This is a genomic window from Streptomyces sp. NPDC090445 (assembly GCF_044769385.1).
Lineage (GTDB): Bacteria > Actinomycetota > Actinomycetes > Streptomycetales > Streptomycetaceae > Streptomyces.
The window spans coordinates 20,771-34,979 of sequence record NZ_JBIVXV010000022.1 but is presented as its reverse complement, the minus strand read 5'-3'; the positions used below and the strand labels follow the sequence as shown (position 1 = coordinate 34,979).

At 72.9% G+C, this 14,209-nt stretch carries 13 protein-coding genes; 6 read left to right on the top strand and 7 right to left on the bottom strand.

The features are described 5' to 3' along the window. Positions 1–470: 470 nt before the first annotated feature. A complete protein-coding gene (locus tag ACIQUT_RS30185; protein WP_403567430.1) occupies positions 471–1,157 on the bottom strand; it encodes a GNAT family N-acetyltransferase in 687 nt (228 codons plus the stop codon). Between the two features lie 441 nt (positions 1,158–1,598). Here ACIQUT_RS30185 and ACIQUT_RS30180 point away from each other — a divergent pair, with 441 nt between their 5' ends. After that, positions 1,599–2,900 (top strand): MFS transporter, encoded by a 1,302-nt coding sequence (locus tag ACIQUT_RS30180; protein WP_403567428.1) that lies wholly within the window; start codon positions 1,599–1,601, stop codon positions 2,898–2,900. A 13-nt stretch (positions 2,901–2,913) separates the two neighbouring features. Beyond that, positions 2,914–3,594, top strand: a complete 681-nt coding sequence (locus ACIQUT_RS30175) for a (2Fe-2S)-binding protein (protein ID WP_403567426.1) — start codon at positions 2,914–2,916, stop codon at positions 3,592–3,594. A 117-nt stretch (positions 3,595–3,711) separates the two neighbouring features. On the opposite strand, the gene ACIQUT_RS30170 is transcribed toward ACIQUT_RS30175, so the two are convergent. Continuing rightward, positions 3,712–5,514, bottom strand: coding sequence for a S8 family peptidase (locus tag ACIQUT_RS30170; protein WP_403567424.1), 1,803 nt, complete (start codon positions 5,512–5,514; stop codon positions 3,712–3,714). Between the two features lie 221 nt (positions 5,515–5,735). Beyond that, positions 5,736–7,130, bottom strand: a complete 1,395-nt coding sequence (locus ACIQUT_RS30165; RefSeq protein ID WP_403567423.1) for a cation:dicarboxylate symporter family transporter — start codon at positions 7,128–7,130, stop codon at positions 5,736–5,738. A 67-nt stretch (positions 7,131–7,197) separates the two neighbouring features. On the opposite strand from ACIQUT_RS30165, the gene ACIQUT_RS30160 reads away from it, so the two are divergent. Then, complete coding sequence (locus ACIQUT_RS30160; protein ID WP_403567421.1) at positions 7,198–8,817, top strand: ATP-binding protein; 1,620 nt, start codon at positions 7,198–7,200, stop codon at positions 8,815–8,817. After that, a complete protein-coding gene (locus ACIQUT_RS30155) occupies positions 8,814–9,539 on the top strand; it encodes a response regulator (RefSeq protein WP_403567420.1) in 726 nt (241 codons plus the stop codon). The genes ACIQUT_RS30160 and ACIQUT_RS30155 overlap by 4 nt, the downstream gene beginning before the upstream one ends. On the opposite strand, the gene ACIQUT_RS30150 is transcribed toward ACIQUT_RS30155, so the two are convergent. Both ACIQUT_RS30150 and ACIQUT_RS30145 read right to left on the bottom strand, forming a co-directional pair. Next, positions 9,491–10,342: a tyrosinase family protein gene (locus tag ACIQUT_RS30150; RefSeq protein ID WP_403567417.1), complete on the bottom strand. Its 852-nt coding sequence runs from the start codon at positions 10,340–10,342 to the stop codon at positions 9,491–9,493. The two genes, ACIQUT_RS30155 and ACIQUT_RS30150, sit on opposite strands and share 49 nt — an antisense overlap. Continuing rightward, the gene (locus ACIQUT_RS30145) at positions 10,339–10,752 is read right to left on the bottom strand and encodes a tyrosinase family oxidase copper chaperone (RefSeq protein WP_403567415.1); all 414 of its coding nucleotides are present in this window, start codon (positions 10,750–10,752) and stop codon (positions 10,339–10,341) included. Before ACIQUT_RS30145 ends, ACIQUT_RS30150 begins: the two co-directional genes overlap by 4 nt. A 257-nt stretch (positions 10,753–11,009) precedes the next feature. On the opposite strand from ACIQUT_RS30145, the gene ACIQUT_RS30140 reads away from it, so the two are divergent. Then, positions 11,010–12,404, top strand: a complete 1,395-nt coding sequence (locus ACIQUT_RS30140) for a glutamate decarboxylase (protein WP_403567413.1) — start codon at positions 11,010–11,012, stop codon at positions 12,402–12,404. Between the two features lie 18 nt (positions 12,405–12,422). Here ACIQUT_RS30140 and ACIQUT_RS30135 read toward each other — a convergent pair whose 3' ends face one another. Then, positions 12,423–12,959, bottom strand: coding sequence for a DUF3995 domain-containing protein (locus ACIQUT_RS30135; RefSeq protein WP_403567411.1), 537 nt, complete (start codon positions 12,957–12,959; stop codon positions 12,423–12,425). 71 nt (positions 12,960–13,030) lie between these two features. On the opposite strand from ACIQUT_RS30135, the gene ACIQUT_RS30130 reads away from it, so the two are divergent. After that, positions 13,031–13,663 carry a TetR/AcrR family transcriptional regulator gene (locus ACIQUT_RS30130; protein ID WP_403567409.1) on the top strand — a complete coding sequence of 211 codons (633 nt, stop codon included), beginning with the start codon at positions 13,031–13,033 and terminating at the stop codon, positions 13,661–13,663. Here ACIQUT_RS30130 and ACIQUT_RS30125 read toward each other — a convergent pair. Continuing rightward, the gene (locus tag ACIQUT_RS30125; protein WP_403567407.1) at positions 13,645–14,037 is read right to left on the bottom strand and encodes a hypothetical protein; all 393 of its coding nucleotides are present in this window, start codon (positions 14,035–14,037) and stop codon (positions 13,645–13,647) included. The two genes, ACIQUT_RS30130 and ACIQUT_RS30125, sit on opposite strands and share 19 nt — an antisense overlap. Positions 14,038–14,209 lie beyond the last annotated feature (172 nt).

Sequence of the window (14,209 nt, the reverse complement as noted above, 5' to 3'; positions counted from 1 at the left end):
CGCCGCGGCCGCCGGGTCTCCTCGGGCTCCTGCTCCTCGTAGTGCGGCTGCTGGGGTGCGTACGGCTGTGCGTACGAGGTGCCGTAGGGCTGCTGACGGTACTGCCCTTCCGGCCGGTACGGCTGGTGCTGTCCGTCGGGTGAGTACGACATGTGCGGTTGCTCTCCGGCTGGTGCTGCCCCATCGGGGGTCGGTCTCTTCCGTTGGAAGGATGAGCCTACGTGTGCCCCGGTTCCGTTTTTTTCCAGCTCTTGGGTTGCTCTGGGGGTGCTCGTTGCCGAAGGCCTGACGGATCGACGGAGCTCCGCGCCCGTCCCGGCCGAGGTTCCCGCGGGGCCGCACGCCCCCCGGTGACCGATCCTTCCGATTCCGCTTCTGCCGCCGGACGGCAGCGGCCCCCGCCCCGGACCCTGCCCCGGCGGAAGCCGGGCAGACGTCGGGGCGGGGGCCGCGGGGCCGGAGCAGGACCGTTACGCCGGGACGAGTGTCTTGCGCCGGCGCTTGCGCGGGGTCCGGGCCGACATCCTCAGCTCGATGATCGACCGGACGGTCGGCCACTCCTCGTCGAGGATCGAGTAGAAGGCAGTGCTGCGCACGACGCCGTCCAGCCCCCGCGAATGGGCCCGGCGCACCCCCTCCGGGGTGAACCCGAGACGCTCCATCGCGGCGCGCGAGCGGACGTTGCGGGCGTCCGCGCGCAGGGAGATCCGCCGCACACCCCAGGTCTCGAACGCATGGCGCAGCATGAGCAGCTTCGCCTCCGTGTTGATCCCGGTGCCCTGGGCGCTCGGGGACAGCCAGGTGTTCCCGATCTCGGCGGCATCCGGGATCGCCGCCAGCGGATCACCGAAGGGGACGCCCGGCACGGCAGGCCACACCAGCGGCCCCTGCCAGTAGTCCAGCTCCAGGAACCGGGTGGAACCGACAACCAGTCCGTCCGCGGCTCTCACCACGGCGAACGGGAGCGACCGGCCCGCCGCCTGATCGGCGAGGGCGCGTTCGATGTACTCGTGGGACGCCTGCACCCCGTGGGGTACGGGGGTGAAGGCGTAGGTCGTACGATCCTCGGCCCCGGCCATGGCCAAGGCCTCGGCGTGGTGCGGGGCGAGGGGCTCCAGCCGCACGGTGCGGCCGGCGAGGAGTACGGGTACGGGCACGGAGCCTTCGGTCCTTCTGGGCGGTGGGGTGGTTGTACAGTCTGCGCTCCTGACGTCACCCCCCACGCAAAACGTGGGTGAAAGGCAACGCGATGTCAGGTGAACGCGAGTGGCTCAATGTAGCCCGATAACGGGCTCGCATGAACCCCCAAAATGGCAACGGCACGGCCATGTTTTCCGACGGCCCCCCGGACGGCCGCCCCGGAGATCGCCGAAGACCGCTTTCATCGCCTCTGACCTGCGACGATGCGCACGGGCCGAGGTGGCGCCGGACACCCGCCCGACGCGGCCCGGCCGACGGCCGTCAACCGGACGTTGCCGGACATCCCGCCGGGGGTGCCGGCAGGGGGCCGAAGGGGTCGCGGCGCGCGTGAAATGGCCCGGCAGACCGGGGGCCGATTGGACCAAGCCCATGGGCCACTCCGCCGGTGGAATGAAGGGGTGACGACACGGATACTCCCCGCGCCCGGAGCCCCCCGCCGGCTCGCCGCCGCCCAGCTGGCCAACTCGGTCGGCGACGGCGCCTACTACGTCTGCTCGGCCCTCTACTTCACCCGCGTGGTGGGCCTCTCACCCGCGCAGATCGGCCTCGGCCTCACCCTCGCCTGGGCCGTCGGCTCGGTCGCCGGGGTCCCGCTGGGGGCGCTCGCCGACCGGCGCGGCCCCCGCGGCACCTCCGTGCTGCTGGCGCTGGCCACCGCCGCCTGCGTCGCCTCGTTCCTGCTGATCCGGTCGTACGGGGCCTTCCTCGTCGCCGTCACCGCCTACGCCACCGCCCAGTGCGGGCTCGCCGCGGCCCGCCAGGCCCTGCTGGCCGGGCTCGTGCCCGCGCAGGAGCGCACGGGCGTGCTGGCCCACCTCCAGGCCGTGCTCAACGCCGGTCTGGCGCTCGGCGCGGCGCTCGGCGGCCTCGCCCTCGGCATCGGCACCGAGCGGGCCTACCTGGCGGTGCTCGCCCTCGACGCGGCCGCCTTCCTCGTCTGCGCCGCCGTCCTGCTCCGGCTGCCCCGGGTGGCCCCCGCGCCCGGGCCGGCGGCGGGGGAGCCGCGGCCGGAGGTACTCCGGGACCGGCCCTACGCCCTGGTGACCCTGCTGAACGCGGTCCTGCTGCTGCGGATGCCGCTGCTCAGCCTCGCGATACCGCTGTGGATCGCGGAGCGCACCACCGCCCCCGGCTGGCTCGTCTCGGCGCTGTTCGTGCTCAACACGGTGGCCGTGATGCTGTTCCAGGTGCGCATCGCGCGGCCGGTGACCGACCTGGACGCCGCCCGCCGCGCGGTGCGGGTCTCCGGGCTGGTCATGGCGGCCTCCTGCACGGTGTTCGCCCTCTCCGCGCTGCCCGGTTCCGGCTGGGCGGCCGCGGCGCTGCTCGTCGCGGGCGCGGTGCTCCAGGCCGACGGGGAGATGCGGCAGTCCGCCGGGTCCTGGCAGATCGGCTTCGCGCTGGCCCCGGCCGAGCGGATCGGCCAGTACCAGGGGTTCTTCGGGACCGGCGTGCCGATCGCCCGCACCCTGGGCCCCACCGTGCTGACCGCCCTGCTCCTGCTGTGGGGGATCCCCGGCTGGCTGCTGCTCGGCGCCGTCCTGCTGGCCGCCTCGTACGCCATGGGCCCGGCGGTCCGGTGGGCGCAGGCCGGCCGGAGCGGCGCCGGACCGGCCCGCGGCGGCGTACCGGCGGGGGAGCCGGTGCGGCAGGGGGCGGACGCGGGGGCGGGGCCCGTCGGCGGTGCGCCCGCCGCCTGAGATCATCCTCGGCATGGACATGGACGACGTACTGCGCCGCCTGGCGGCCGTCGGGCCGTTCTTCGCCGTGCCGTGCGGGACGGAGCCGCCCGGGGCCGGCTTCCGGCCCCTGACCGGGCTGTACGGGGAGCACCTCGGCCCGTACGTGGCCGAGGTGGGCCGGCGGATCGGCACCGGCCCCGGCCGGGTGGCGGCGTCGACCGCGCAGTTCGGGATCGCCTCGCGGCTGTGGTCCCTGGGCCTCGGCTGCGCCGCGCTGGGCGGGCGGGTGCCGGACCTGGCGCCGGACCGGGTGTGGTGGCGGCTGCCCGCCGCGGGGTCGCTGGAGCTGTGGCTGCCTGGGCCCGGCGAGGGGGCGCGGCCGGCCGCGGAGCTCGGTGCGACCGTCCTCGGGAACCTGGAACTCCTCGACGCGGGTCTGCGGGAGCGCTACGGGGTCTCGCCGCAGGTGCTGCGGGGGAACGCGGCGTCCGGGCTGGTGGGGGCGCTGCGGGTGCTGCTCGACCGGGTGCCGGGCGGCACGGCGGTCGCCCTGGCGGCCGGTCTGCTGGCCGACGGCGGGGCGCTCGGCGGGACCGGCACCTTCCTCCACGAGGAGGGCCTCGGGATGGCCTTCGTACGGCGCAGCTGCTGCCTGTACTACAAGGTGCCCGGCGGCGGCCTGTGCGGGGACTGCGTCCTGCGGACCCGGTGAGGTACCGCGCCCCGCAAGGGCGCGGGGAACGGCGCAGGTCACCGGGGGCGGAACGCCGCTCCCGGTGGCCTGCGTACGTGCGTGCGGTAACGTCTGTGACGCCCGTGGTGTCCTGCGTCAGAAGGTGAGGTTCCAGGCGTCGATGCGGCCGGTGTCGCCACCCGCGTTGTCGTTCACCCGGAGCTTCCACGTGCCGTTCGCCACCTCGGAGGAGGCGTTGACCGTGTAGACCTGGTTGATGTTGTCGGTGCTGCCGCCGGACCGGTTGTGCAGCGTGTAGACGGTGCCGTCCGGGGCGACGAGGTCCACCTTCAGGTCGCCGATGTAGGTGTGCACGACCTTCACGCCCACCTTCAGGGTGGCCGGCGCGTTGCCGGTGACGCCGCTGACGGTGACCGGGCTCTCCACGGTGGTGTTGTCGCCGATGGCGAAGTCACCGAGGTTCTCGAAGTACTTGCCGGGCGGCGGCGTGCTGCCGACCGCCTTCAGGGCGTCGACCTGGCCCTCGCCGAAGAACCCGTTGTTGGCGGTGGTGCCGGTGCAGCGGCCGTCCGCAGGGCAGGGGATGTCGTTGGCCTGGGTGGCCAGCTTCTCGCGGATCTGCGCCGGGGTGATGCCCGGGTTGGTGCTCGCGATCAGCGCGGCGACGCCCGCCACGTGCGGGGAGGCCATCGAGGTGCCGCTCATGGTGTCGTACTTGCCGCCGGGGACGGTCGAGTAGACGTTGCCGCCCGGGGCGGAGACGTCGATGACGCCGCGGCCGAAGTTGGAGAAGGAGGCCTTGGTGACGCCGTCGCCGTTGGCGGCGACCGTCACCACGCCCGGCAGCTCGGTCGGGATGTCCATGCAGGCGTTGGTGATGGTGCGGGTGACCGGCGTCGAGTCGTTCGGGCTGGCGCTGTCGGTCGTCTTGTTGGCGAGGTCGTAGTTCTCGTTGCCCGCCGCGGCGACCTGGAGCGAGCCCTTGCCCTCGGCGTACTCCTGGGCGCGCCGGACGCCCTCGATGATGGCGGCCTGGTCGGCGTTGTCCGGGCAGTTGAACTGCCACGGGTCCGTGTAGTAGCTGTTGTTGGTGACCTTGAAGCCGTGGTCGCCGGCCCACACGAAGCCGCAGATGGTGTTCTCGGCGAAGAAGAGCGAGGTGTTCGGCTCGGCGATGCGGACCGAGGAGATCTTCACGCCCGGGGCCACGCCGACGACGCCCTTGCCGTTCTTGGCGGCCGCCACCGTGCCGGCGACGTGCGTGCCGTGTTCGCCGACGTCCCGCCAGGCGCCGGCGCGCGCGTCGGGCTTGCCGTAGGCGCAGGAGACCGAGTCGGCGGCGTTGAAGTTCGGGGCCAGGTCCTGGTGCTGGTCGTCCACACCGGTGTCGAGGATGCCGACCTTGACCGCGGACGAGCCGGTGGTCACGGCCCAGGCCTGGTCGGCCTTGATCTGGCTCATGTCCGCGCGGACGGGCTCGCCGGCCGGGGTCGTCGACTGCGCCGGGTTGGCCGGAAGCGCCGGGTTGTAGGCGTCGGCCGGAACGTCCGAGGTGCGGGTCGCGCCCACCTGCTGCACGCCGCTGACGCCGCGCATGGCGGTCGCGAAGTTGGCGGAGGAGGAGTGGGCGACGATCACGCCGATGGCGTTGAACGCCGAGAAGACGGTGCCGCCGTTGGCGGTGATGGCCGAGCGCACGGCCGGGTTGTCACCGGGGGCGGTGATCACGAGGTAGGCGCGGGTGCCGGCAGCCCAGGTCGCACTCTGGGAAGTCGGCGCCGCGGCCGGGGCCTTGGCCGGAGCCTTGGCGGCGGCGGACGGGGACGGCACCACGGGGGTGCCGGCGAACGCCGCGGGCGCTCCGAGGGTGAGGGCCGCGCCGAGCGTCGCGGCCAGAACGAGGGTGCGTCGGGGTCGGCCGGATATGTGGGGTATCAATGCGTCCTCCGATGACCCGGTGTGCGCAAGGCAGTTACCGGGCCGTACGAAACGAGTGGTGGACGCAAGATGTCAGACGCGTGCCCCTCGGGGGAAGTACCTTTTAGCGCAGCCGAACTGAAGATCGAATGGCTGAAAACGATCGCTGAAATCGGCGGGCCGGCCGGGCTGGGCACCGTGGGGGCGAGCCCGGCCCGGCCGGCCCGCGGCCGGCGTACCGATCAGGCCGGTACGCCGTCCTTGGCGGCGGCCGACTGGCCGGGTACGGAGGGGGGTTCCGTACCGTGCCCGTCGTCGACCAGCGTGGCCTCGTCGAACTCCAGTCGTCCCGCGAGGACTTCGGCGGCCCGCTCGCGGTCGAACTCCTTGGTCCAGGTGCCGATGAGCACCGTGGCCACCGCGTTGCCCGCGAAGTTCGTCAGGGCGCGGGCCTCGCTCATGAAGCGGTCGATGCCCACGATCAGCCCGACGCCCTCGACCAGCTCCGGCCGGTGCGTCTGCAGCCCGCCGGCCAGGGTGGCCAGACCCGCACCGGTCACGCCCGCGGCGCCCTTCGACGCGATGATCATGAAGAGCAGCAGCGAGATCTGCTCGCCCAGGGCGAGCGGCTTGCCCATGGCCTCCGCGACGAACAGCGAGGACATCGTCAGGTAGATCGCGGTCCCGTCCAGGTTGAAGGAGTAGCCCGTCGGCACGGTGATGCCGACCACCGGCTTGGAGACGCCCAGGTGCTCCATCTTCGCGATCAGCCGCGGAAGGGCAGATTCGGACGAGGAGGTCGACAGGATGAGCAGGAACTCCCGGCCGAGGTAGCGCAGCAGCGTGAGGATGCCGATTCCGGCACACAGCCGCAGCAGGGCGCCGAGCACGACGAACACGAACAGCAGGCAGGTCACGTAGAAGCCGATCATGATGACCGCCAGCGACTTCAGCGCGTCGATCCCGGTCGCCCCGACCACCGCCGCGATCGCGCCGAACGCGCCCACCGGCGCCGCCCACATGATCATCGCCAGTACCCGGAACACCAGCTTCTGCACGTGCCCGACCCCGCGCAGCACCGGCTCGCCCGCCCGGCCCATGGCCTGGAGCGCGAAGCCGCACAGCAGCGCCACCAGCAGGGTCTGCAGCACCTGGCCGCCGGTGAAGGCGGACACCAGCGTCGTCGGGATGATCCCGAGCAGGAACTCCTGCGTGGTCTGTGCCTCGCCCGCCTTGGCCTGGGCCTCGCCCGCGTGCTTGGCCGCCTCGGTCAGGTGCAGGCCGCTGCCCGGCTCCAGCAGGTTCCCGACCACGAGGCCGATGGCCAGCGCCACCGTCGACATGATCATGAAGTAGCCGAGGGCGAGACCGCCCACGGCGCCCACTTTCGCCGCCTTGCGGACCGAGCCGATGCCGAGCACGATCGTGCAGAAGATCACCGGCGAGATCATCATCTTGATGAGGTTGACGAAGCCGGTGCCCAGCGGTTTGAGCTCCACGGCCACGCCGGGGGCGGCGAAACCGACGGTGATGCCGAGCACCACCGCGGCGATCACCGCGATGTACAGGTAATGGGTTTTGTCGCGTCTGGCGGCCACGTTCGCCTCCTGGTGGTGAAAATCGTCCCGCCAGACCATCGCCCAGCACTGTGACCCCGGTCACCGTTGCGTTCATTGAGTTCACACCCCGTGCACACTGAGCGCCATGCTCCGCTTCCCCTGTCCGCCGCGCAGCCTCGCCGGCCAGCTCTTCGCCATGCAGGTGCTGCTCGTCGCCGTGGTCGTCGCCGGCTGCGCGGTCTTCGCGTACGCCACCGCCCGCGGGCAGGCCGAGGACGCCGCCCGGCGCCAGGCCGGGGCCGTCGCCCGCGCCGTCGCCGACTCGCCCGCCGTCCTCGACGCCGTGCGGGGGGCGGCGCGCGGCACCGATCCGACGGCCGAGCTCCAGCCCTACGCCGAGCGCGTCCGCGTCGACTCGGAAGTGGACTTCGTGACGATCATGGCCCCGGACGGGCGGCGCTGGACCCACCCCGACCCGCGGCGCATCGGCGAGCCCTTCCTCGGCAACACCGCCCCCGCCCTGCGCGGCGAGACCTTCAGCGAGACCTACACCGGCACCCTCGGCCCGTCCATCCGCGTGGTCACCCCGCTCCTCGACGACGGCCGCGTCATCGGCATGGTCAGCTCCGGCATCACGGTCCGCGCGATCAGCGCCCGCCTCGCCGCGCAGCTCTCGGCCCTCGTCTGGGTCGCGGTGGGGGCGCTCGCCCTCGGCGCGGTGGGCACGTACGTCGTCAACGCCCGGCTGCGCCGCCACACGCACGGCATGAACGCGACCGAGCTGAGCCGCGTGTACGACTACCACCAGGCGGCCCTGCACGCCGTCCGCGAGGGGCTGCTGATGCTCGACGGGCAGCGCAGGATCACCCTCATCAACGACGCCGGCCGCGAACTGCTCGGCCTGCACGGGGACCTGAAGGGCAGCTCGGTCGCCGACCTCGGGCTGCCCCCGCCGCTGACGGGGGCCCTCCTCGCCGACCGGCCCCGGGTGGACGAGGTACACCTGACCGCGGAGCGGGTGCTCGTCCTCAGCAGCGCGCCCGTGGCCGGCGGCGGCCGCCGCGGCACCGTGGTCACCCTGCGCGACCACACCGAACTGCAGTCCCTCACCGGGGAGCTGGACCACGAACGCGGGTTCACCCAGGCGCTGCGGTCCCAGGCCCACGAGGCCGCCAACCGGCTGCACACCGTGGTCTCGCTCATCGAACTCGGCCGCGCGGACGAGGCGGTGGACTTCGCCACCGCCGAACTCCAGCTGGCCCAGGCCCTCACGGACGAGGTGGTCACCGCCGTCGGCGAGCCGGTGCTGGTCGCGCTGCTGCTGGGCAAGGCCGCCCAGGCGCACGAGCGCGGGGTCGAACTGGTCGTGACCCGGGACGACCGCGGGGTGGAATCCGGGCGCGGCACCTCCGGGGTTCAGGTCCTGCCGGCCCGCGACCTCGTCACCGTCCTCGGCAACCTCCTCGACAACGCCGTGGACGCGCTGACGGGCGTTCCCGGGGCCCGGATCGAGGTCACGGTGCGCCCCGAGGAGGACGGTCTGCTGATCCGCGTGGCCGACAACGGGCCCGGCCTGCCCGAGGGGGCCGCGGCCGAGGTGTTCCGGCGGGGCTGGTCGGGAAAGGGGGAGGGGCGTGGGCTCGGCCTCGCGCTCGTCCGGCAGGTGGCCCTGCGGCACGGCGGCAGCGCGGATGCCGCCGAAGTGCCGGGCGGGGGCGCCGAGTTCACCGTACGACTGCCCATCGGGAAAGGGGTGCCGGCATGACCGGGACGGGTGCGGGCGCAGGGCCCGCGGTGCGCGTGCTGGTGGTCGAGGACGACCCCGTCGCCGCCGACGCGCACGCGCTGTACGTCGGCCGGGTGCCCGGCTTCACCGCGGTCGGCGTGGTCCACTCGCTGGCGGAGGCCACCCGGGTCCTGGAGCGGACCCGGGTCGACCTGCTGCTGCTCGATCTGGGACTGCCCGACGGCCACGGGCTGCGCTTCGCGCGCGGGCTGCGGGCCGCCGGGCATCCGGTCGACGTGATCGTGGTGACCTCGGCGCGGGACCTGGCCGTGGTCCGCGAGAGCGTCTCGCTCGGCGTGGTCCAGTACGTACTGAAGCCCTTCGCCTTCCCGACGCTGCGCGAACGGCTGCTGCGCTACGCCGAGTTCCGCTCCACGGCGGGGGAGGCGGCGGGCCAGGACGACGTGGACCGGGCGCTGGCCGCCCTGCGAACCCCGCTGCCCGCCGAGCTCCCGAAGGGGCTCAGCGCGCCGACCCTGGACCGGGTCGCCGCGCTGCTGCGGTCGACGCCCGACGGGCTGACCGCGGCCGGGGCGGCGGAGGCGGCCGGGATCTCGCGGATCACCGCCCGCCGCTACCTGGAGCACCTGGTGGACACCGGTCGCGCGGACCGCACCCCCCGGTACGGCCAGGTGGGCCGCCCCGAGCTGCACTACCGGTGGCTGGCGGCGGCCGCGGCCGGCTCGGTGTCGAAGGTGTAGAACTTGCGGTGGTCCAGCATGTCGGCCGGGGTGACGTCGTTCCACGGCCGCATGGTGTCGTTCAGGTCCACCACGTTCGCCGTGCCGGCGGCGGGCAGGTACGGCGACTGCGGGTGGCGGGCCTGCCACTCGGCCCACAGCTTGTCGACGTAGGCGTGGTGCATCCAGAACACCGGGTCGTTGGGGGAGACGCCGGTGGCCATCTGCCCGCCGACCCAGACGTGCACCCGGTTGTGCAGGTTGGCGCCGCGCCAGCCCTCCAGGTGGTTGCGGAAGCCGTTCGAGGAGCTGTTCCAGGGGGCCATGTCGTAGACCGGCATGTTCAGGACGGCGTCGACCTCGGCCTTGGTCGGCAGCTCGGCCACGCTCGACCCGAGCGAGCGCCGCAGGTAGGCGCGGCCGTCCACCCGGACGTTGACCGGGAACTTCCCGCCCGCGTACGCGAACGGGCCGTCCATCACCTGGCCGTCGCGGGCCCGGCCCGTGCCGCCCAGGAAGTCGGGGGACCAGATCGAGGCGCGTGAGGTGCGGTCCGCGGTCCAGTCCCAGTAGGGGAGGGCGACCTTCGGGTCCACCTTCTGCAGCTCGGCCTCGAATTCGAGGAGGAAGCGGCGGTGCCACGGGAGGAAGGAGGGGGAGCGGTGGCCGACCCGGTCGCCGGAGTCGGTGTCGCCCATGATGAAGCCGTTGTGCGTGGTGACGAACCGGTCGTAGACGCCGGTGCGCTTGAGCTCGATCACCGCGTTGGTGAAGGCGCGCTTCTCCTCGGCGGTGAGGGTGGCCTGGTTCTTGCGGACGGTCATGCCGGGCCTCCCATGGGCGCGAACGGGGCGAGGACGGCGCCCTGCAGCTCGCGCACGGCGGCGCGGGCGAGCGTGCGGGGATCGGTGAAGGTCTCGTAGTGGTTGACCACACTGATCCAGGTGCCGTCGGCGTTGCGCATCACGTGGAGCTCGCGTCCGTCTATGAGGACCGTGGGCAGTCCGGCGGAGTGGCCGCCGCCGTGGCCGCCCCCGTGGTGGCCGCCGTGGTGGCCGCCTCCGGCGGGGGTGATCTGGATGCGGCGGCCCTGGTACACCTCGTCGACCGTGCCGACGGGTTGCGTCGCGCGGGAGTCGGTGGCGGCTGCGTGCGCGGTGGCGCCGGCGATGCCGAGAGCGGTGAGTGCGCCGGCGGTGGTGCCCAAGGCCTGCCGGCGGGTGATCGTGTTCATGACCCGAAGAGTTATCAGGCCGTCACAGAGAGTTGACCGCTATCCGGACATGGGTGGATAAGTTGCCCATAGAACAAAGTGGTCGATCTTCCCGTTCCGGCCGGTTCGAACGCCCGGAACGGGAAGATCATTGGAAATCATCTTACTGGACAGTAATTTCTTCTGCTGCGCCCGGCCGGGTATGTGCGGGGTCACATTGCGGAGACGGCCGGAACTCGAAGCGGTGATATGGGGGTTATGTCGCCTATAGTCCGAATATGGCTCTTCATCAGACGAAAGACGCCGGTGACGCCGACACCGAAACGGACGTGTTCACGTCCGTCCTGAGCGGCCAGGTCCTCCCCAAGTACCGGATGCCCGACGAACATTCACCCTCCGAGGTGGTCTACCAACTCCTCCACAACGAGCTCCTCCTCGACGGCAACGCCGCCCAGAACTTCGCGACCTTCTGCACCACCTGGTCCGACGACGGCGTGCACAAGCTGATGAACGAGTGCCTCGACAAGAACATGATCGACAAGGACGAGTACCCGCAGACCGCGGAGATCGAGGCCCGCTGCATCAACATCCTGGCCGACCTGTGGCACTCCCCGGCCGGGGCCGGCCCCGGCACCGGCTGCTCCACCACCGGCTCCAGCGAGGCCGCCATGCTCGGCGGACTCGCCCTCAAATGGCGCTGGCGCGCCCGCCGCCGCGCCGAGGGCAAGTCCACCGACCGGCCCAACCTGGTGTGCGGGCCCGTCCAGGTCTGCTGGGAGAAGTTCGCCCGCTACTTCGACGTCGAACTGCGCCAGGTCCCGGTGGAGGAGGGCGCGACCGGCCTCCGGGCGCACCAGCTCGCCGAGTACGTCGACGAGAACACCATCGGCGTGGTCGCCATCCTCGGCGTCACCTACACCTGCACCTACGAGCCCGTCGCCGAGATCGCCGCCGAACTCGACCGGATCCAGCGCGAGTCCGGCTGGGACGTGCCGATCCACGTGGACGGGGCCAGCGGCGGCTTCGTCGCCCCGTTCCTCCACCCCGACGTCGTCTGGGACTTCCGGCTGCCGCGCGTCGCGTCCATCAACACGTCCGGCCACAAGTACGGGCTCGCGCCGCTCGGCGTCGGCTGGATCGTGTGGCGCACCGCCGACCTGCTGCCGTCCGAGCTCGTCTTCGACGTGGACTACCTCGGCGGCGACATGCCGACCTTCGCCCTCAACTTCTCCCGCCCCGGCGGCGAGGTCATCGCCCAGTACTACCTGTTCCTGCGGCTCGGCCGCGGCGGCTACCGGCGGGTCCACCAGGTGTGCGCCGACACCGCCGCCTACCTCGCGGGCGAGGTCGAGGCCATGGGCCCCTTCACCCTGCTCTACGACGGCCAGGGCGCCCTGCCCGCCGTCTCCTACCGGCTCACCGACCCCGCGTCGGCGGGCTTCACCCTCTACGACCTCTCCGACCGGCTGCGCATGCGGGGCTGGCAGGTGCCCTCGTACCCGCTGCCGGCCGACCGCGACGACACCGTCATCCAGCGCGTCCTGATCCGGCACGGGGTGACCCGCGATCAGATCGCCCTGCTCGTAGAGGACCTGCGCCGCGCGGTCGAACACCTCAAGGCCGCGCCCCCGCCGAAGCCGGCCGTCGCCCCCCGCTCGGGCTTCCACCACTGAGCGGCCGCCGGGCGGCCGTCACTGCGTGGCGCCGCTCCGGGTCCGGGCCCGGCCCCGGACCTGTGCCCGGTCCCGACGGGTCCTGCGGGTGGCGGTGCGGCGGGCGACGAACGCCGTCAGGCCGGCCAGGGTCAGGCAGAGCGGCGAGTACAGGACCAGGTCCCAGTGCCGGAAGGCCTCGGTCGACGAGCCCAGGCCCAGCCCCGAGGTGACGAGGCCGCCCGCCCCGCGGGCGGCCAGCACTCCGGCGAGCGTCCACAGCCCGGCCCGGTTGAGCTTCTCCGGCCCGAGGGTCCGGGCTATCCCGCCGTTGCTGAGGACGAGGTAGCCGGCCGCGCCGAGGGCGGCGGCGACGGCCAGCGTCAGCGGAACGGAGGGCAGCTGGTCCTCGGGCACCCCGACGACCGTTTCGGCGAATGCGGCCGCGGACCCCAGCGGCCACGGGTCGACGGTCCACAGTGCGTGCAGCGCGCCCGCGGCGGTCAGGCCGGTGGCGGCGACCCCTGCGGCCGCCTTGACCCCGGCTTCCGTGCGCTCGTTCTGGCTGGCGGGCATGGCGAGTCCCCTTCCCCGAAAGGCGTTCCATACAGTGCTGTATGGATAATCCATACAGTAGCGTATGGACCATGGCGAAGGGGAAGGTCACCAGGGACGACTGGACGATGGCAGCGCTCGCGGCGCTCGCCCGGGGCGGTGTCGCCGCGGTCGCGGTCGACGTGCTCGCCAAGGAACTGGCCGTCAGCCGCGGCAGCTTCTACTGGCACTTCAAGAACCGCGACGCGCTGCTCGTCGCCGCACTGGAGGCGTGGGAGCGGCTGGCCACCGGCGAGGTCATCGAAGAGGTCAACGCGGAACCCGACCCGCTGAAACGGGCCCGCGCGCTCTTCGCCGTGGCCCTCGGGGACGAGGAGATCGCCGGCCTGGAGCCGGCCATCGTCGCCCAGGTCGACCACCCGGCCGTCGCCGCGGTGCTCCAGCGGGTCACCCGGACCCGGCTGGACTACCTCACCGCCCTCTTCTCCGACCTCGGGCTGCCGCCCCGGAGCGCCCGGCAGCGCGCGGTGGCCGCCTACGCCGCCTACCTCGGCTGGATCGAGCTCCGCCGGGCCGTGCCCCACACCGCCCCGGAGACCGTGGCCGACGGGGAGGGTGCGGCCGAGGCCCTGGACCACCTGGTGGACATGATCACTGCGGGCATCCCCCGGGCGGCGGAGGCGGGCCGACGCCCGAGTGCCGCCGGTCAGCCGAAGCGGAGGTAGCTCTCGCCGTCGAGGTACAGGGTGCGGCCGTCCTGGGTGACGGCCCACCGGAAGGTGAGGGGCCCGCCCCCGGCGTCCGGGTACATCGCCAGCCCGCTCCCGCTGACGGTGAAGCGGCCGGTGAGCACGCCGCCGCCGATGTTCTGACGGTACGAGCCGTCCGCGCGGAAACCCCACACGGAGGACCGGAAGCCGTCGGTGGTTCCACCGCTCCAGTCCCCGACGAGGACGGGCGGGATCTGCGGGGCGCGCTGCCCCCACCCGGGCGCACTGCCGCTCCGGTCGCCCGTCGTCGCCGGGTCCTCGCACCCGCCGAGGGCGAGCGCGGCGCACAGGGCGGCTGTGAGGACGACACTGCGTCGGGCTGATGTCACCAGGCCTCCCGGGCCTCGCGGACCGCACGCTGACAGCGGTGTACTGCTCCGAATACCGGCTGATCACACGACACGTCGCAGATCTGCCGCGAACCGATCGATTCCGATCGCCCGGTGTGCGGATGCGGGCGGTCCGGGTGGTTCGGGTGGCGGTTTCGTGGCCCGGTCGGTC

What these genes read in the sequence shown, in the direction of transcription:
- ACIQUT_RS30175 (WP_403567426.1), top strand. Translation starts at nt 2,914, where the DNA reads ATGGACATGGACGACGTACTGCGCCGCCTGGCGGCCGTCGGGCCGTTC.
- ACIQUT_RS30165 (WP_403567423.1), bottom strand. Translation starts at nt 7,130, where the DNA reads ATGGTCTGGCGGGACGATTTTCACCACCAGGAGGCGAACGTGGCCGCC.
- ACIQUT_RS30160 (WP_403567421.1), top strand. Translation starts at nt 7,198, where the DNA reads ATGCTCCGCTTCCCCTGTCCGCCGCGCAGCCTCGCCGGCCAGCTCTTC.
- ACIQUT_RS30155 (WP_403567420.1), top strand. Translation starts at nt 8,814, where the DNA reads ATGACCGGGACGGGTGCGGGCGCAGGGCCCGCGGTGCGCGTGCTGGTG.
- ACIQUT_RS30150 (WP_403567417.1), bottom strand. Translation starts at nt 10,342, where the DNA reads ATGACCGTCCGCAAGAACCAGGCCACCCTCACCGCCGAGGAGAAGCGC.
- ACIQUT_RS30145 (WP_403567415.1), bottom strand. Translation starts at nt 10,752, where the DNA reads ATGAACACGATCACCCGCCGGCAGGCCTTGGGCACCACCGCCGGCGCA.
- ACIQUT_RS30140 (WP_403567413.1), top strand. Translation starts at nt 11,010, where the DNA reads ATGGCTCTTCATCAGACGAAAGACGCCGGTGACGCCGACACCGAAACG.
- ACIQUT_RS30135 (WP_403567411.1), bottom strand. Translation starts at nt 12,959, where the DNA reads ATGCCCGCCAGCCAGAACGAGCGCACGGAAGCCGGGGTCAAGGCGGCC.
- ACIQUT_RS30130 (WP_403567409.1), top strand. Translation starts at nt 13,031, where the DNA reads ATGGCGAAGGGGAAGGTCACCAGGGACGACTGGACGATGGCAGCGCTC.